Consider the following 17,064-nt stretch of genomic DNA (forward strand, 5'->3'; position numbering starts at 1 on the left):
GTCAATGTGATCTTCCCGGCGCCCGCACGCCGGCGAGAAGCCGCGATGAATTACGCGCCCGTGCCCGGTCTACCGCTCGTGGAAGCCAAGACACCGCCCGTACTCGTGCTGCGCGGCCCCGTCGCCCGGGACGGGGTGAGCGGGCCGAGCGAAGCGCTGCGGGCACTGCTGGACGACGGCGGCCGGGGCGGCGTCATCGTCGTCTGTGACGTGGGAGGGTTGGGGTCGCCGGGGCTCGCCGCCGTGAACCTGCTCGCCCGCCTCCAGCTCCTGGCCCGCCGGACCGGGGGCCGGATACGGCTGCGCGACCCCGACCCCGCCCTATGCTCCCTGCTCGACCTGGTCGGCCTCCGCTTCGAGGTGGAGGGGCAGTCCGAACAGCGGGAACCAGCGCTTGGTGTCGAGGAAGCAGTGGAACCCGGTGATCCGGCCCTCTGAGATCTCCAGCACCTGGACCGCCCACGGCGTGAAACCACCCGCCTCCGGGTCCGGCTTGTAGTGGGCGAACCCCGGCAGGCCGTTGGCCTGGAGAGGCAGCAGCCGCGAACCCGCACAGGAGGCGCCCAGCGTCGTCATGAAGCCCGTGATGTCGGCGGTGCCGGTCAGCCACAAGTCGAACGGCGGCATCGTCATGATGGCGTCCTCGTGCAGCAACGCCGTCAGCGCCGACATGTCGTACCCCTCGAACGCCGCCACATAGCGCTCCAGGAGCTTCTGCTGCTCCTCGTCCAGCGGGTCGGAGACGGACGCGTCGGCGCCCGGCCGGCGCCGCTCCGCGAGCGTCGCCCGTGCCCGCTGCAGCGCGCTGTTGACGGACGCCACCGAGGTGTCGAGCAGCTCCGCCACCTCGCTCGCCCGCCAGGCCAGCACCTCCCGCAGCAGCAGTACCGCCCGCTGCTTGGGCGGCAGCTGCTGGAGCGCGGCCATGAAGGCGAGCCGCACGGACTCCTTGGCGACCGCCGCCTCCGCCGGGTCCTCGACGGTGGGCAGCACCCGGGAGTCCGGCATCGGCTCCAGCCAGGTGTGGTCCGGTCGCGGCGAGAGGGCCGCCCGGGCCAGCGGGGTCGACTCCGTCAGATCCATCGGCCGGGCGCGCTTGTTGCCCGCCGTCAGCATGTCCAGGCAGACGTTGGTCGCGATGCGGTACAGCCAGGAGCGCAGGCTGGAACGGCCCTCGAACGTGGCGAAGCCGCGCCAGGCACGGACCATCGTGTCCTGCACCGCGTCCTCCGCCTCGAAGGAGGAACCGAGCATCCGGTAGCAGTACCCGGTCAGCTCGACGCGGTGCGCCTCGAGCCTGGCGTCGAGATCGGTCGTCGTCGCCGTGCCGTTCTTCATCGTCCACCCACCCCTGTGGCCTGTCTGCGGCGCGCCTTCGCACCCAGCACTTCGGAAGCTACCGCAGGCCACTGACAACGGCCCCCCGAGTGGACGAACGTGCAGGTCGGAGAGGCGAGTTCAACGGGCGGAACGAAATTCTCCGCCCGCCGGGCCGGGCGTGCGCGGCCTCACGCGGGGGCGAGCCGCCGCCGCTCCACCCGGGCCGCCCGGGTGCCCAGCGCCGTGATGGTCACGACCCCGGCCACCGCCACCAGACCGACCCCCACGGTTCCGGCCCAGCCCTCCGAGTGGAAGGCGAGCGCGCCGACCGTGCTGCCCACGCTGGAGCCGACGTAGTAGGCGGACTGGTACAGCGCCGACGCCTGGGCGCGGCCCTCGGTGGCCGTCCGTCCGACCGCCGAGGACGCGACCGCGTGGCCCGCGAAGAAACCCCCGGTGATCAGCACCAGGCCCAGCAGGATCAGGGACAGCGAGCCGGCCAGGGACAGCAGCAGACCCGCCGCGGTGGTCCCGCCCGCCGCGTACAGCGCGCCCCGACGGCCCAGCCGGTCCACCAGCCGCCCCGCCGCCGACGCCGACACCGTGCCGACCAGGTAGACCAGGAAGATCGAGCCGACGACGCCCTGGGGGAGCGAGAAGGGCGCCTCGCTCAGGCGGTAGCCGATCACGGTGTAGACCCCGCCGAACACCGTCATGAACAGCGCGCCGATCGCGTACAGGCGCCGCAGCAGCGGGTCGGCGAGGTGGCCCCGGACCGTGCCGGCCAGCACGCGCGGGCGCAGCGAACCCGGCCGGAAGTGCCTCGGCGCCGGCAGCAGCAGCCGGAACGCCACCGCGCACGCCACCGCGAGCACCCCGATCAGGCCGACGGCGACCCGCCAGCCCCACTCCTGCGCCACCCATCCGGTGACGACCCGGCCGCTCATCCCGCCGACGCTGTTGCCCGCGACGAACAGTCCGATCGCGGTCACCAGGGCCTTCGGCCTGACCTCCTCCGCGAGATACGCGGTCGCCGACGCGGGCACCCCGGCCAGGGCCGCCCCCTGGAGCGCCCGCAGCGCCACCAGGGCACCCAGTGACGGGGCGAAGGGGACCAGCAGCCCGACGGTCACCGCGACGGCCAGGGAGGCGGTCATGACCGTACGACGTCCGTAGCGTTCCGACAGCGCGCTCATCGGCAGCACGAAAAGCGCCAGACCGCCGGTGGCCGCCGCCACCGTCCAGCTCGCGTCGCCCGCGGTCACTCCGAGGTCTCCGGAGATCAGCGGCAGCAGGGCCTGGGTGGAGTACAGCAGCGCGAAGGTCGCGACACCCGCCAGGAAGAGGGCGAGGCTCATCCGCCGGTAACCGGGACCGCCGGGGGCCATCCGGGAGTCGGGGCCGCCCGGGGAGGCCGGGGCGGCGGACGACGTGGCGGAAGGCGAGGGAGAGGGCGAGGAAGAAGACGAGAGAGAGGGAGAGGAAGTGACGGACGGGCCGGCGTCCACTCGCGTGGACGCCCCGGTACTGACGGAAGACATGCCTCGAACCTACGGACGGCCCCGCTCATCCGTCCAATGCATGGAATCGCCATAATCGTTCCCATGGAGCATCAGTCGAGGTCACGGAGTCAGCTGTCACCGTCCGGTGACACAGAAGACATCGTCGCGCTGCTCGCGCCACGTCTCGTTCACTTCGCCGGCGTCGCCCGCACGGAGCACGTCACCCGTGCCGCCCAGGAGATGCAGGTCCCGCAGTCCACGCTCTCCCGGTCCATGGCCCGCCTCGAACACGACCTGGGCGTCGACCTGTTCGCCCGGCACGGCCGCACCCTCTCGCTGACCCCCGCCGGGCGCACCTTCCTCGCCTCCGTCGAACGCGCCCTCGCCGAGGTCGAGCGGGCCGCCGACGAGGTGCGCGCCGACGCCGACCCGGCCACCGGCAAGGTCGCCTTCGGGTTTCTGCACACCATGGGCGCCGAGACCGTGCCCGGCCTGCTGCACGCCTTCCGCGCCGACCACCCGCGCATCCGCTTCAGCCTCGTCCAGAACTACGGCGAGGCCATGCTGGAGCGCCTCCGTGCGGGCGAGCTGGACCTGTGCCTGACCTCCCCGGTCCCGGACGCCCCCGACCTCGTCGCCCGTCGCCTGGACGAGCAGAAACTGCGCCTGGTCGTCCCCGCCGACCACCGGCTCGCCGGACGGCGCCGTATCCGCCTCGCCGAGGCCGCCGACGAGACGTTCGTGACCCTGGAGCCCGGATACGGCCTGCGCCGCATCACCGACGACCTCTGCGCGCAGGCCGGTTTCCGGCCCCGGGTCGCCTTCGAGGGCGAGGAGGCGGAGACCCTGCGGGGCCTGGTGGCCGCCGGTCTGGGCGTCGCGCTGCTGCCCCCGCCGGCCGTGCCGCGCCCCGGGGTGGTGGAACTGACCGTCACCTCCCCGCGGGCGGCCCGCGCGATCGGCGTCGCCTGGCTGGCCGGCCGGCCGGACACCCCACCGGTGGCGGCCTTCAAGAAGTTCCTGCTGTCGAGACGGGGCCACCTGCTCCCGGACTGAACGACGACCACCCGCGGCCCACCGCCCATCACCTACCGTCTACCGGCGTAACGACGCGCCGAACCCCGAGGCCAGCGGCATCCGCAGCCCCAGGGGCGGGGGTGCCGCCAGGGCGTCCTGCACCGGACGGGAGAACGCCCGCCCGAACAGCGTCCCCATCATGAAGTCCTCGCACAGCGCCAGCACTTCGTCCCGGTACTGGTTCAACCCGTGTCCGTCGGCGTGCACTTCGAAGCGGCACACGTTCCGGTTCGCCTTCTTGACCCGCGACGCCATCCGGAAGGACAGTTCCGGGTCGGCCCGCGCGTCACGCGTGCCGTGCACGATCAGCACCTGCCGTCCGGCCAGCTGCTTCACCGGTTCGGGGGTCGCGGCCACATCCTCCTCGGGCAGCCAGGGAGCCAGCGCCAGTACGGAGCTGACGGCCTCGTGGCCGCCCGCGCGCAGCGCCGCCCGGCCGCCCATGCCGAGACCGGCCAGGCACACGGGAACGTCCCCGTAGCGCCGCACGATCTCGTCCACGGCCCAGGTGGCGTCACGCGCGAGATGCGCCTCACTGCCGTTCCAGCCCCGGTAGCGGTAGTGGACGACATGGGTGGCGAGACCCTCGGCCCGGCCCGCGCGGCCGAGACGGTGTCCCAGGGTGCGTACGGAGGCGGCCGCCACCACGGGGGACGGCCTGCGGCTGGAGACCGGCTCGCCGCCGGGGAGCAGCAGCACCGCGCCGCCCACCGCTTTCGGCTTCGGGCCGAGCACTCTCCCCAGCCGGGCCGTGCGCACCGGCGTCGCTTGCTGTGACATGGCAGCAGAGTGTCAGAAGCCCCGGTGTACGCCACCCTCGCGTGCGGTCACCGTTACGTATCGACGGATTCGCGCACCGGTGATCTACGCGCGTAGGCGCTAGAGTGCGGCAATGACGAGCCAGACCACTGCGAACACCCCGACCCCGGACCAGATCCGCCGGGCGCCCAAGGTGCTGCTGCACGACCACCTCGACGGCGGCCTGCGCCCCGGCACGGTCGTCGACCTGGCCCGCGAGGCCGGCTACTCCGGGCTTCCCCAGAGCGACCCCGACAAGCTCGGCCTCTGGTTCCGGGAGGCCGCCGACTCCGGTTCCCTGGAGCGGTACCTGGAGACGTTCTCGCACACCGTCGGGGTCATGCAGACCCGTGACGCCCTGGTGCGGGTCGCCGCCGAGTGCGCCGAGGATCTCGCCGCGGACGGTGTCGTCTACGCCGAGGTGCGCTACGCCCCCGAGCAGCACCTCGAAGGCGGACTGACCCTCGAAGAAGTCGTCGAGGCGGTCAACGAGGGCTTTCGGCAAGGGGAACGGCGCGCGCGGGAGAACGGAAACCGCATCCGCGTCGGCGCGCTGCTCACCGCGATGCGGCACGCCGCGCGGTCCTTGGAGATCGCCGAACTCGCCAACCGCTACCGGGACCTGGGCGTCGTCGGCTTCGACATCGCGGGCGCCGAGGCCGGTTACCCGCCCACCCGGCACCTCGACGCCTTCGAGTACCTCAAGCGGGAGAACAACCACTTCACCATCCACGCCGGCGAGGCCTTCGGGCTGCCGTCCATCTGGCAGGCCCTGCAGTGGTGCGGCGCCGACCGGCTCGGACACGGGGTGCGCATCATCGACGACATCCAGGTCCACGACGACGGCTCGGTCGAACTCGGCCGGCTCGCCTCCTACGTCCGGGACAAGCGCATCCCGTTGGAGCTGTGCCCCAGCTCCAACCTGCAGACCGGGGCGGCGGCCTCGTACGCCGAGCACCCCATCGGCCTGCTGCGCCGGCTGCACTTCCGGGCCACGGTGAACACCGACAACCGCCTGATGTCGCACACCAGCATGAGCCAGGAATTCGAGCACCTGGTCGCGGCGTTCGGCTACACGCTCGACGACATGCAATGGTTTTCCGTCAATGCGATGAAGTCGGCGTTCATTCCTTTCGATGAACGGCTGGCCATGATCAATGACGTCATCAAGCCCGGATATGCCGAGCTGAAATCCGAATGGCTGTTTCGGCAGACCGCCTCCACCAGCGGTTCTGTGGCTGAGGAGGGCTGACCGCGGCGTTCGCGGATTCCGGGAGGACGGGCGGCCTTCACTGATCGTCCGCATTTCGAGGTTTGCGGCGGGTGGTGCCGGGTGTCTACGGTCGAGGACCGCTCGTTCCCCCATTCCATTTCGAGGACGCATTTCATGAAGCAGTCTGCTGCCAAGACCCTCGGTGTCGCCGTTCTCGGCGCCGCCTTCGCCGTCGTCGGCGCGGGTGCCGCAAGCGCAGCCCCGGCCGTCCCGAACGCCGGTACCGCTCTGGACACCGTCGCTCAGAGCCTTCCGGCGGAGGACGTCTCCCGTGTGGCGCCGGGTGCGGACGGGGCCCTGCAGACGGGACAGGACGTGGTCGGCACGGGCATGACGACCGCGCGGCCGGTCGCCGAGCAGCTGACCTCCGAGGGCCCCCAGGAGCAGGTCGACGGTCTGCTCGGGGGCCTGCCGGCGACGGGGCTGCCCAAGGAGGGTGTCGCCGTCAACGGGGTCCCGCTCGGCTGACCCACTCCCCCTGATCCACCCGCGCGGACCCCGGCCGATGGGGCGCGCCCCGAGTCCGGGGCGCGCCCCATCGGCGTTCGCGCGCAGCGGCACACGGACTCACCAGGCCGTCCGCGCCTTGTCCTCCGACGGGAGCAGGATCCACAGCGCTATGTAGACCAGGAACTGCGGCCCGGGGAGCAGGCACGAGGCCAGGAAGATCACGCGCATCGTGGTCGCGGAGGTGCCGAAGCGCTGGGCCAGCGCGGCGCACACGCCGCCGATCACACGGTTGTCGGTGGGGCGGACGAGGCGGGACATCGCGGTCTCCTTCGTGGTGTGCGGTTCAGTGGCCCACGGCGCCGCATCGGCTTCCGTCGGCTGTTCCACCGCTCTCCACACTACGGAGACGAAGGGGGCAAAGCGTCACTCCACGGGGCGATCCCGACCCTGGGAATCGTCGGGGTCCGACCCTGAGCCGGCTCCTCCTGGCGCATTCCGGCGCCGGCCCGGCGTACGGTCCGGCGGCGCAGCCAGGCACGGCCCGCCGGTACCACGGCGACATGCGCGAGCGCCGCGCCCACCGTGTTCAGCAACAGCGCGTCGACGTCCACGACCCTGCCGGGCACCGCGGTCTGCAGCATCTCGATGCCCAGCGACAGCAGTGCCGCCGCGGCCATGGTGCGGATCAGCGAACCCAGTGGCGAGACGGTCAGCCTCCCTCCCGCCATCGGCAGCAGCACACCCAGCGGAGCGAGCAGCGCGAGCCCCTCGCCGACCCGGCGGGCCCCGGCACCCCAGCCCAGCGCGAAGTCGGCCCGGATGCCCTCGAAGAGCCGCAGGTTGGCGGGCATCACCCAGGGGACGTTCAGGGGGCGCAGCGTGCACCAGGCGACGAACACGAGGTACGCGGCCAGGAGGAGACCTCCTGTCACACGGACACGGGACGCGGCGGTGCCGCCGACGGGGCCTTGACGCTGCACGAAAACCTAGACGCGACGCCCGGCGGGATCGGTTCCGGCAAGTGCCCCGTTCGCCGGGTGAGGCATGCGCCACAGCGCCGCCGGCCACGGCCCGTGGCACCTGCCTTGCGCGGTCACCCCTCGGTGACCGCCGTGGACGGGGGTTCCGTGCCGCCCGGACGGGCCCGGACCTCGTCCGTGCACCGGTAGCGGCGCGGCGGCCCGTCGTCCCGGCCGCCCAGGACCACCGAGCCGTCGCCCTCGGCCGCCGCCGAGTCGGAGAAGGTGCAGACGATCTGCGCGAGCGCGTAGGACGTCAGGCTCCCCGGCGCGGTGCTCAGGCGCAGCGCGTCCTCCGGGTCGCCGGACCGCGGACCGCTCACGGTCATCCCGCCCCGTACGTTCGTCGTGTACCCGGCCTCCTTCTCGGCGGGCGTCGGCGGCGCCGAGAGCTGGTCCAGCAGGCCCTGCGCCACCAGGGCGCGCCGCTGCCCGGAGTCCGCCGCGCCCTCCGGCACCCCCACGGTCCGGTCGACGGCCATCAGCGACGAGCCGCAGAGCAGGAACACCCGCACCGGCAGGCCCCGCGCGGGTTGCGCCGCCCCGTCCGCCTCGGCCTGCGAGCAGCGCACCCGGGAGGGCGCCGGACCGAAGTCGGTCGGCACCTCGGTGGCCCGGATCCCGCACCCGGAGAGCAGGACGCCGAGCGCGGTGACGGCCAGCAGCCCCGGCAGCCGTCGTGTGCCTCGTACACCGCGTATGCCGCGTATGCCCGTCGGGCGCGGAGTCGTCCGGCGTATGTTCATCGGGCGTCCCCTTCGGCGTTCGACCGCCGGGGACCGGCGCCGCCCCCGTCCTGCCGGGCGTTGTCGGTGCTCTCGTCGTCCCGCCCGGTCAGGGCGGAGACGTCCCGAGGCAGCCGCAGTGTGAACACCGCCCCGCCCTCGGGGGAGTTGGCCGCGGTGATCTCGCCGCCGTGGGCATGGGCGTTCTCCAGCGCGATGGACAGGCCCAGACCGCTGCCCTCGGAACGCGGCCTGGAGGCACTGGCCTTGTAGAAGCGGTCGAAGACATGCGGCAGGACGTCCTCGGGGATGCCCGGCCCCTGGTCCCGCACCTCGATGACCACGGCGCCTCCGGCCATGGCGTCCCCGGCCACGGTGCCTCCGTCCCCGGTGCCCGTCCCGGCCTCTTCCCCGGCGCCGCCCTCGCGGGCCCCGCCGTCCTTGCGCTCCCCGCCGTCCGAACCGTCCCCGTCGGCGTCACCGTTCACGGGGCCTGAGCCGTCGCCGCCGTCCTCGCGGTCCACGCGCACCGACACCCGTACCGGTGAGCCGCCGTGCTTGAGCGCGTTGCCTATGAGGTTGGCCAGGATCACGTCCAGCCGACGCGGGTCGATCCGGGCGTGGATACCGCGCTCCGCGTCCCACTCGACCGCGTCCAGCCAGGCACGGGCGTCGATACAGGCGGTGATCTGGTCGGCGATGTCGACGTCGTCGAGGACGAGGCGGGCGGTGCCCGCGTCGAAACGGGTGACCTCCATCAGGTTCTCGACCAGGTCGTTGAGCCGCCGCGTCTCACTGACCACGAGCCGTACGGCGGGCTCGATCATCGGGTCGATGCCACCGCCCTCGAACTCCAGCTCCTCCTCGAGGACTTCCGTCACCGCCGTGATCGCGGTCAGCGGAGTGCGCAGTTCGTGACTCATGTCCGCCACGAACCTGCGGGACGAGGCGTCCCGCGCGGCCATGTCGGCCACCCGTTTCTCCAGCGCCTCGGCCGCCTTGTTGAACGTCCGGGACAGATCGGCCAGTTCGTCCGTCCCCGACACCCTCAGCCGGGTGTCCAGTTTGCCCTCGCCGAGCCGCCGGGCGGCGACCCCGAGCCGCTGCACCGGCTTCAGCACGGTCGTCGCCGCGGCCTGCGCCAGCAGAGCGGAGCCGATCAGGGCGAGACCGGTGGCGATACCCAGCGACCAGGCCAGCGAGTTGAGGTCCTTGGCCTCCGGCTCCAGCGACTTGAGCATGTAGCCGGTCGGTCCGCCGCCGATCGTCCGGGTGCCCGCCACCAGATAGGGGGTGCCGCCGTGGACGATCCGCTGCCAGTACAGACGGTAGGGATGCTTGTTGGTCGAGGTGATCTTCTGCCGCTCGTTCACCGCCTTGCGCAGCGAGGCCGGCACGTCCTGGGTCGAGAAGCCGCTCAGCCCGCCCGAACTGCCGTACACCGTACGGCCCTGCGGGTTCTCGGCGATCAACAGCACCGAGAACCGCTGACTGCTGTTGGCCATCTGGCCCGCGGTGTGCTGCAGTTCCTCCTGCGTCGGGTGCTCCGGCAGCACCCCCGCCCGGTTCTGCATCTCCTGCTCGAAGTCGCCCAGCACCGCGTCCTGGGTGCGGGTGAGCACCGCCTCGCGGTTGAGCCAGTACGCGATGCCCGAGGCGGACACCGCGGCGGTGAGCGCGACCAGCCCGAACACGACCACCAGCCGAAGCCGCAGACTGGTGAAGCGCAGCCGCGACCAGACTCCCTTGCGCGCCGCGGACCAGCCGCGGGAACCCCCTTGGTGCTCCTGTGTCACTGGGGCGGATCCAGTCGGTAGCCGACACCGCGCACGGTACGGATCAGGGTCGGGGACGACGGCACGTCCTCGACCTTGGCGCGCAGCCGCTGGACACAGGCGTCCACCAGACGCGAGTCGCCCAGGTAGTCGTGCTCCCACACCAGCCGCAGCAACTGCTGCCGGGACAGCGCCTGGCCGGGCCGCCGGCTCAGCTCGAGCAGCAGCCGCAGCTCGGTCGGGGTCAGCTGGAGGTCCTCGCCGTTCTTCGTCACGGTCATCGCCGAGCGGTCGATGACCAGGCTGCCGAAGGTCGCCGCGTCGTTGGACTCCCGCTCCCCGCGGCGCAGCACCGCCCGGATCCGGGCGTCCAGCACCCTGCCCTGCACGGGTTTGACCACGTAGTCGTCGGCGCCGGACTCTAGGCCGACCACCACGTCGATGTCGTCGTTGCGCGCGGTCAGCAGGATGATCGGCAACTGGTCGGTGCGCCGGATGCGCCGGCACACCTCGAATCCGTCGATGCCGGGCAGCATCACGTCCAGCACGATCAGATCGGGCCGTTGCTCGCGCAGCAGCTTCAGTCCGTCCTCACCGCTGGCAGCGGTCGCCACGCGGTGGCCCTGGCGCGTGAGTGAGAGCTCCAGGGCCGTGCGGATGGCGTCGTCGTCCTCGATCAGCAACAGGGAAGGCACGGGCTCATTCTGTCCCATGGAGGGCTCCCGGTTCGACCCGTGGGGGCGGAAGCCCGTGGGACCCGCACCCGGACGGTCACGTGCGCCGACATCCGTCAGGGCGCCGTGGTCGACGACCGGAGCCCGGCGTGGCGGCCCCTGTGACAGCTCTGTGACAGTCGGCGGACACGGCCATGAAGTCGCCCGGGCAGGATTTTCGTCACCAGCACAACAGCACATGAAGACACCGGAAGTCCACGACGGGGGGCGCGAGATGAACACGCTGCACGGCACCAGCTCCAGCGCGGTTGTCACGCGTCTGCACGACGTGCACCGATCCGGTGAGAAGTCCGGTGCCCTGGGCAAACGGGGGTGCGCTCGCGGTGCCGGGCGTCACACCGCCTGCATGACGGTGGTTGACGCGCCCACGGGGGGAACGAACACGGGGGAAACGCACGGGGGAAGCGGGTACGGGGAGGCAGAGGGGGAGCGCCGTTCGCTGTCGGAGGTGGAGTTCACCACCTACGTCCAGGAGCGACGCGCCTCCCTGTACGCGACCGCCTACCACCTGACCGGCGACCGCTTCGAGGCCGAGGACCTGCTGCAGAGCGCGCTGTTCTCGACCTACCGGGCGTGGGACCGGATCAGCGACAAGGCCGCGGTCGGCGGATACCTCCGCCGCACCATGACCAACCTGCACATCAGCGCGTGGCGCCGCCGCAAGCTGAACGAGTACCCGACCGAGGAGCTGCCGGAGACGGTCGGCGACACGGACGCGATGCGCGGCACCGAGCTGCGCGCGGTGCTGTGGCAGGCGCTGGCCAGGCTGCCCGAGCTCCAGCGCACCATGCTGGTCCTGCGCTACTACGAGGGCCGCACGGACCCGGAGATCGCGGACATCCTCGGCATCAGTGTCGGCACGGTGAAGTCCAGCATCTGGCGGTCGCTCCGCCGGCTGCGCGAGGACGAGGTCCTCAGCTTCGGCCGTGACCGGGAGGACGCCTTCGGCGAACTGGTCGCCTGAAGGTACGGGGGAACGGGGGAAACCGGGAAACCGGAAAACCGGGGGGAGGGAAACGGGGAACCGAGGGGATCGGGGGATCTCATAGGGGAACCGGGGGACACGGGGGACAACGGGGGAGCACGAAGGAGCGGGACTGGAGGGCCGGGGGGCCTTTCCGGTCCCGCTTTCGTGCGTACGCACCTGGTCCGCCCCGGCTACGCCGACTGCGCGGTCGACCTTGCGCCCGAGTCCGCGCCGGAGTCCTCGGTGCGCGTGTCCGCCCCGCCCTGCCTGTCGCCGCCGTCGGCCCCCGCCGCCGCCAGGCGGCTCAGGGCCTCGTCGCGGTCACAGGCGTACGCGCCGAGCGAGGTCTGACGGGCGACGATCGACCGCTCCAGCCGCATCAGCCGCCAGCCGCGCCGCAGCAGGAAGGGCACGGACTTGCGCCCCTCCCTGAGGTCCCGCAGGAAGCGGCGGCGGAAGGTCTTCATCGGGCCGCGGCTCAGGCACAGCGCGTCGGCCAGGAGGCCCAGCTCGCCGCAGCGCGTGACGATCTCCGCGGCGAAGATGCCCTCCGCGATGAACAGCGGAGCCCCGCCGATGTCGACCGTGTCCGCACCGGTCCGGGCGCTGAGGGAGATGTCGTACACGGGCACGTCCGTACGGCCCGTTCGGCACAGCCGGTCGATGGCGGCGACGGCGGCGTCCGCGTCCCACGATCCGGGGTGGTCCCAGTCGATGTCGGAGCTGCCCGCCACCAGGGGCAGCGTCGGGTCGTCGCCCTCCTTGTAGAAGTCGTCGAGGCGCAGCACCGGAAGGCCGGAGCGGGCCGCGAGGAGGGACTTGCCGGAGCCGGAGGGGCCGCAGAGCAGCACGACTCGCGCGGACATGGGCGACTGGGAACTCACGGGACACCAGTCTGATGCATGGAACGGGTCCTCAACGACCGTGCGGACCGGCTTTGAAGCGCGCATCACACTTCGATTACGCTGCGCGTCGAACCGGTTACCGAGAGAAGCAGAGGGTGGCACCAGTAATGGCCCGACACGACGCACCCAAGAAGCCGGCCGTCCGGCGCGCCCTGGCGACGCTCGCGGCCGCGGGAGTGGTCCTGGGGGTGGGCGCGACGACGGCAGCGGCTGAGTCCGGCTCCCCGCTGGACCTGACCGGCGCGGCCGGGCAGGCCGTCGGTCCGGTCGCCGGCCTCCAGCCCAACCCGCTCGCCGGAACCGGCGTCGATCCCCTCGACAACGGCGTCCGTACCCAGGTCGCCGACTTCACACCGGTGGACTCGCGCACGGTGACCGGTCCGGTCACCCAGGCCCCGTCGGTCGACGACGTCCCGGTGGTCGGCCGGGCGGCGGGGGCGCTCGGCGGCTGACCCGGAGGCAGGACGACGGCGGAGAGCCGCGCCCCCTCGGGTGGAGGGGGCGCGGCTCTCCGGGGTGCGGAGGGGTGCTCGGTCAGTAGGCGGAGCCCGAGGCGCCCAGGGAGCCCGTCGGGTGCCAGACCGTCTTGGTCTCCAGGAAGGCCGTCATGCGGTCCGTGCCCGGGGTCGCCGACCAGTCGTCCACAGGCTGTGGACGAAGGACGCGCTTGAGGTTGTCCGCCGCCGCGATCTCCAGCTCCTTCGCCAGCACCTCGTCGGCGCCCGCCAGGTCGATCGCGTTGACGTCCTGGTGCGCGGCCAGCGGCGCGGCGATCTCCGCCGTACGGCCGGAGAGGACGTTGACGACACCGCCGGGCAGGTCGGAGGTGGCCAGGACCTCGCCCAGGGAGAGGGCGGGGAGCGGGGACCGCTCGCTCGCGATCACGACCGCGGTGTTGCCGGTGGCGATCACCGGTGCGACCACCGAGACCAGGCCCAGGAAGGACGACTCCTGGGGCGCCAGGACGGCGACCACACCGGTCGGCTCGGGGGAGGACAGGTTGAAGTACGGGCCCGCGACCGGGTTCCCGCCGCCGACCACCTGGGCGATCTTGTCGGTCCAGCCCGCGTACCAGACCCAGCGGTCGACCGCCGCGTCCACCTGCTCGGCCGCCTTGGACTTCGGCAGTCCCTCGGCCTCGGCGACCTCCCGGACGTACTGGTCCCTGCGGCCCTCCAGCATCTCCGCGACGCGGTAGAGGATCTGGCCCCGGTTGTACGCCGTCGCGCCCGACCAGGCGCCGAACGCCTTGCGTGCGGCGACCACCGCGTCCCGGGCGTCCTTGCGGGAGGCGAGCGGTGCGTTGGCCAGCCAGTTGCCCTTCGCGTCAGACACCTCGTACACCCGGCCGCTCTCGGAACGCGGGAACTTCCCGCCGACGTACAGCTTGTAGGTCTTGAAGACCGAGAGCCGCGGTTCGGCCCTCTCGCCCTTCTCGCTCTTCTGGGCCTTCTCGGCCTTGTCGGCCTTCTCGATCTTCTCGGACTTCTCAGACATCGAGGTACGCCTCCAGACCGTGGCGACCGCCCTCGCGGCCGAAGCCCGACTCCTTGTAGCCGCCGAACGGCGAGGTGGGATCGAACTTGTTGAACGTGTTGGACCAGACGACACCGGCGCGGAGCTTGTTCGCCACCGCCAGGATGCGGGAACCCTTCTCCGTCCAGATGCCCGCCGACAGGCCGTACGGCGTGTTGTTGGCCTTGGCGACGGCCTCGTCCGGGGTGCGGAAGGTGAGCACCGACAGCACCGGGCCGAAGATCTCGTCGCGGGCGACCGTGTGCGCCTGGGTGACGCCCGTGAACAGCGTCGGCGCGAACCAGTAGCCGTTCTCCGGGAGTTCGCAGGGCGCCGACCAGCGCTCGGCGCCCTCCGCCTCGCCCTGCTCGACGAGCGAGGTGATGCGTTCGAGCTGCTGCGCGGAGTTGATCGCGCCGATGTCGGTGTTCTTGTCCAGCGGGTCGCCCAGGCGCAGCGTGGACAGCCTGCGCTTGAGGGAGTCCAGCAGCTCGTCCTGGATCGACTCCTGGACCAGCAGGCGCGAGCCCGCGCAGCAGACGTGGCCCTGGTTGAAGAAGATGCCGTTCACGATGCCCTCGACCGCCTGGTCGAGGGGGGCGTCGTCGAAGACGATGTTGGCGCCCTTGCCGCCCAGTTCGAGCGTCAGCCTCTTGCGGGTCCCGGCGACCGTCCGCGCGATCTGCTTGCCGACCGCGGTGGAACCGGTGAAGGCCACCTTGTCCACGTCCGGGTGGGCCACCAGCGCGGCGCCCGCGTCGCCGTATCCCGGGAGGATGTTGACGACGCCCTTGGGCAGGCCCGCCTGACGGCAGATGTCCGCGAAGAAGAGCGCGGAGAGCGGGGTCGTCTCGGCGGGCTTCAGGACCACCGTGTTGCCGGTCGCCAGCGCCGGGGCGATCTTCCACGCCAGCATCATGAGCGGGAAGTTCCACGGGATGACCTGGCCGGCCACGCCGAGGGCCCTCGGGTTCGCCCCGTAGCCGGCGTGCTCGAGCTTGTCGGCCCAGCCCGCGTAGTAGAAGAAGTGCGCGGCGACCAGGGGCAGGTCGGCGTCCCGGGTCTCCCTGATCGGCTTGCCGTTGTCCAGCGTCTCCAGGACGGCCAGCTCGCGGCTGCGCTCCTGGATGATCCGGGCGATCCGGAACAGGTACTTGGCACGCTCGGCTCCGGGCAGCGCCGACCACTTCGCGAAGGCCTTCCGCGCGGCCCTCACCGCGCGGTCCACGTCCGCCTCACCGGCCTGGGCGACCTCGGAGAGGACCTCCTCGGTGGAGGGGGAGACGGTCTTGAAGACCTTGCCGTCGGCGGCCTCGGTGAACTCGCCGTCGATGAACAGGCCGTATGACGAGGCAATGTCGACGACCGAGCGGGACTCGGGCGCCGGTGCGTAGTCGAAAACAGGTGCCATGGTGATCAGTCCACCGTCACGTAGTCGGGGCCGGAGTAGCGGCCGGTGGCCAGCTTCTGGCGCTGCATCAGCAGGTCGTTGAGCAGGGAGGAGGCGCCGAAGCGGAACCAGTGGTTGTCCAGCCAGTCCTCGCCGACGGTCTCGTTGACCAGGACGAGGAACTTGATCGCGTCCTTGCTGGTGCGGATGCCGCCGGCCGGCTTCACCCCGACCTGGACACCGGTCTGCGCACGGAAGTCGCGGACCGCCTCCAGCATCAGGAGGGTGTTCGCGGGCGTGGCGTTCACCGCCACCTTGCCGGTCGAGGTCTTGATGAAGTCCGCGCCGGCCAGCATGCCGAGCCAGCTCGCCCGGCGGATGTTGTCGTACGTCGACAGCTCGCCCGTCTCGAAGATGACCTTCAGCCGGGCGCTCGCCCCGCAGGCATCCTTCACGGCGGTGATCTCGTCGTACACCTTCAGGTAGTTCCCGGCGAGGAACGCGCCGCGGTCGATGACCATGTCGATCTCGTCGGCGCCGGCGGCGACGGCCTCCCGGACGTCGGCCAGCTTGACCGCGAGCGGGGCGCGGCCGGCCGGGAAGGCGGTCGCGACGGAGGCCACCTTGACCGCGGAGCCGGCGACGGCCTCCTTCGCCGTGGCCACCATGTCGGGGTAGACGCAGACCGCGGCCGTGGCGGGGGCCGTGCGGTCGGTCGGGTCGGGACGGACCGCCTTCGCGCCGAGCGCCCGGACCTTGCCCGGGGTGTCCGCGCCTTCCAGCGTCGTCAGGTCGACCATCGAGATGGCGAGGTCGATGGCGTACGCCTTCGCGGTCGTCTTGATCGAGCGGGTGCCGAGCGAGGCGGCACGCGCCTCCAGGCCGACCGCGTCGACACCGGGCAGCCCGTGCAGGAAGCGGCGCAGCGTGCCGTCGGACGCGGTGACGTCACTGAGAGCGTGTGGTGCAGTGGAGGACATGGTCACCAGCCGAGCATATCTACGCGCGTAGCGGCTGTACAGTCCTCCCACCCGTTTCCGACCGGCCCACCACCCGCCGGTGCGTGCGGACCCGTCGGGCAGAATCGGGGGCATGAACACCCCAGAGCAGCAGCCGTCCGCCCCGGAGCCCGGGAGCGGGCACGGGCCCGAGGGCCCCGAGGCCGAGGACCGGGTGTACCGGTCGACCCCGGGCATCGCCGGTGGCGTGCTGCTGCTGGTGATCGTCGGCTGGCTCTGCGTCGACGCGGTGGTCACCGGCGAGGGCCGGGCCCCGTGGCTGGCGCTCGCCACGCTGCTGGCGATCGTGCCCCCGGTGGTCGCCTACACCCTGCTGCCCGCCGTTTACGCCGACGACGACCGGCTGCGCGTCCGCAATCCCTTCCGCACGATCGTGCTGCCCTGGGGCCGGGTCGCCGCGCTGCGCGCCGGTTACACCAACGAGGTCGTCTCCGACGCCGGCACCAAGTACCAGCTGTGGGCCCTGCCCGTGTCCCTGCGGGCCCGCAAGCGGGCCGCGCGGAAGGAGATGCGGGCCGCGGGCGAGCGGGCGCAGGGCGTCGACGTCCGCGCCGCGGGAACGCGGAGCACCTCGACCTGCTGGGTGCCGGCTGCC

General features: G+C 72.0%; 19 protein-coding genes. 7 read left to right on the top strand and 12 right to left on the bottom strand.

Translation table 11 applies throughout. The features are described 5' to 3' along the window. The first annotated feature begins 45 nt into the window (after nucleotides 1-45). Nucleotides 46-438 carry an STAS domain-containing protein gene (locus JL475_RS18360; protein ID WP_202278810.1) on the top strand — a complete coding sequence of 131 codons (393 nt, stop codon included), beginning with the start codon at nucleotides 46-48 and terminating at the stop codon, nucleotides 436-438. Here the strand turns inward: JL475_RS18360 and JL475_RS18365 are convergent. Together JL475_RS18365 and JL475_RS18370 are read right to left on the bottom strand one after the other, a co-directional pair. Continuing rightward, complete coding sequence (locus JL475_RS18365; protein ID WP_202278811.1) at nucleotides 322-1,338, bottom strand: sigma-70 family RNA polymerase sigma factor; 1,017 nt, start codon at nucleotides 1,336-1,338, stop codon at nucleotides 322-324. The genes JL475_RS18360 and JL475_RS18365 overlap by 117 nt on opposite strands. 170 nt (nucleotides 1,339-1,508) lie before the next feature. Next, nucleotides 1,509-2,861: an MFS transporter gene (locus JL475_RS18370; protein WP_202278812.1), complete on the bottom strand. Its 1,353-nt coding sequence runs from the start codon at nucleotides 2,859-2,861 to the stop codon at nucleotides 1,509-1,511. A gap of 63 nt (nucleotides 2,862-2,924) precedes the next feature. Here JL475_RS18370 and JL475_RS18375 point away from each other — a divergent pair, with 63 nt between their 5' ends. Beyond that, nucleotides 2,925-3,878, top strand: coding sequence for a LysR family transcriptional regulator (locus JL475_RS18375; RefSeq protein WP_202278813.1), 954 nt, complete (start codon nucleotides 2,925-2,927; stop codon nucleotides 3,876-3,878). A 39-nt stretch (nucleotides 3,879-3,917) separates the two neighbouring features. Here the strand turns inward: JL475_RS18375 and JL475_RS18380 are convergent, their stop codons facing one another. Next, entirely contained in the window at nucleotides 3,918-4,679 is a 762-nt protein-coding gene (locus JL475_RS18380) for an alpha/beta hydrolase (protein ID WP_202278814.1), read from the bottom strand. Between the two features lie 112 nt (nucleotides 4,680-4,791). Here JL475_RS18380 and JL475_RS18385 point away from each other — a divergent pair, with 112 nt between their 5' ends. After that, complete coding sequence (locus JL475_RS18385) at nucleotides 4,792-5,949, top strand: adenosine deaminase (protein WP_202278815.1); 1,158 nt, start codon at nucleotides 4,792-4,794, stop codon at nucleotides 5,947-5,949. 135 nt (nucleotides 5,950-6,084) lie between these two features. Beyond that, nucleotides 6,085-6,438: an ATP-binding protein gene (locus tag JL475_RS18390; protein WP_202278816.1), complete on the top strand. Its 354-nt coding sequence runs from the start codon at nucleotides 6,085-6,087 to the stop codon at nucleotides 6,436-6,438. A gap of 99 nt (nucleotides 6,439-6,537) precedes the next feature. On the opposite strand, the gene JL475_RS18395 is transcribed toward JL475_RS18390, so the two are convergent. The 5 genes from JL475_RS18395 to afsQ1 all read right to left on the bottom strand — a co-directional run bounded on the left by JL475_RS18395 (nucleotide 6,538) and on the right by afsQ1 (nucleotide 10,634). Continuing rightward, nucleotides 6,538-6,738 carry a PspC domain-containing protein gene (locus JL475_RS18395; protein WP_202278817.1) on the bottom strand — a complete coding sequence of 67 codons (201 nt, stop codon included), beginning with the start codon at nucleotides 6,736-6,738 and terminating at the stop codon, nucleotides 6,538-6,540. A gap of 80 nt (nucleotides 6,739-6,818) precedes the next feature. After that, nucleotides 6,819-7,400, bottom strand: coding sequence for a VanZ family protein (locus tag JL475_RS18400; RefSeq protein WP_202278818.1), 582 nt, complete (start codon nucleotides 7,398-7,400; stop codon nucleotides 6,819-6,821). Between the two features lie 113 nt (nucleotides 7,401-7,513). Beyond that, on the bottom strand, nucleotides 7,514-8,185 hold the full coding sequence (locus tag JL475_RS18405) for a hypothetical protein (RefSeq protein ID WP_237407499.1): 672 nt from the start codon (nucleotides 8,183-8,185) through the stop codon (nucleotides 7,514-7,516). Then, nucleotides 8,182-9,960: a HAMP domain-containing sensor histidine kinase gene (locus JL475_RS18410; protein WP_202278819.1), complete on the bottom strand. Its 1,779-nt coding sequence runs from the start codon at nucleotides 9,958-9,960 to the stop codon at nucleotides 8,182-8,184. The genes JL475_RS18405 and JL475_RS18410 overlap by 4 nt, the downstream gene beginning before the upstream one ends. Then, nucleotides 9,957-10,634, bottom strand: a complete 678-nt coding sequence (gene afsQ1 / locus JL475_RS18415) for a two-component system response regulator AfsQ1 (protein WP_158101933.1) — start codon at nucleotides 10,632-10,634, stop codon at nucleotides 9,957-9,959. Before afsQ1 ends, JL475_RS18410 begins: the two co-directional genes overlap by 4 nt. 253 nt (nucleotides 10,635-10,887) lie before the next feature. Here afsQ1 and JL475_RS18420 point away from each other — a divergent pair, with 253 nt between their 5' ends. Then, nucleotides 10,888-11,637 (top strand): SigE family RNA polymerase sigma factor, encoded by a 750-nt coding sequence (locus JL475_RS18420; protein WP_202278831.1) that lies wholly within the window; start codon nucleotides 10,888-10,890, stop codon nucleotides 11,635-11,637. A gap of 194 nt (nucleotides 11,638-11,831) precedes the next feature. On the opposite strand, the gene JL475_RS18425 is transcribed toward JL475_RS18420, so the two are convergent. Continuing rightward, nucleotides 11,832-12,524: a uridine kinase gene (locus JL475_RS18425; RefSeq protein WP_307825089.1), complete on the bottom strand. Its 693-nt coding sequence runs from the start codon at nucleotides 12,522-12,524 to the stop codon at nucleotides 11,832-11,834. Between the two features lie 128 nt (nucleotides 12,525-12,652). Here JL475_RS18425 and JL475_RS18430 point away from each other — a divergent pair, with 128 nt between their 5' ends. Then, nucleotides 12,653-12,997, top strand: coding sequence for a hypothetical protein (locus JL475_RS18430; RefSeq protein ID WP_202278820.1), 345 nt, complete (start codon nucleotides 12,653-12,655; stop codon nucleotides 12,995-12,997). An 82-nt stretch (nucleotides 12,998-13,079) separates the two neighbouring features. Here JL475_RS18430 and JL475_RS18435 read toward each other — a convergent pair whose 3' ends face one another. The 3 genes from JL475_RS18435 to deoC are packed head-to-tail and all read right to left on the bottom strand — an operon-like array spanning nucleotide 13,080 to nucleotide 16,430. After that, nucleotides 13,080-14,042, bottom strand: coding sequence for an aldehyde dehydrogenase (locus tag JL475_RS18435; protein ID WP_202278821.1), 963 nt, complete (start codon nucleotides 14,040-14,042; stop codon nucleotides 13,080-13,082). Continuing rightward, on the bottom strand, nucleotides 14,035-15,471 hold the full coding sequence (locus JL475_RS18440) for an aldehyde dehydrogenase family protein (RefSeq protein ID WP_202278822.1): 1,437 nt from the start codon (nucleotides 15,469-15,471) through the stop codon (nucleotides 14,035-14,037). The genes JL475_RS18435 and JL475_RS18440 overlap by 8 nt, the downstream gene beginning before the upstream one ends. A 5-nt stretch (nucleotides 15,472-15,476) precedes the next feature. Further along, on the bottom strand, nucleotides 15,477-16,430 hold the full coding sequence (gene deoC, locus JL475_RS18445; protein WP_202278832.1) for a deoxyribose-phosphate aldolase: 954 nt from the start codon (nucleotides 16,428-16,430) through the stop codon (nucleotides 15,477-15,479). 112 nt (nucleotides 16,431-16,542) lie between these two features. Here deoC and JL475_RS18450 point away from each other — a divergent pair. Next, on the top strand, nucleotides 16,543-17,064 hold a 522-nt coding region (locus tag JL475_RS18450), incomplete at its 3' end, for a PH domain-containing protein (protein WP_202278823.1).

Source organism: Streptomyces sp. M2CJ-2, assembly GCF_016757295.1.
Lineage (GTDB): Bacteria > Actinomycetota > Actinomycetes > Streptomycetales > Streptomycetaceae > Streptomyces.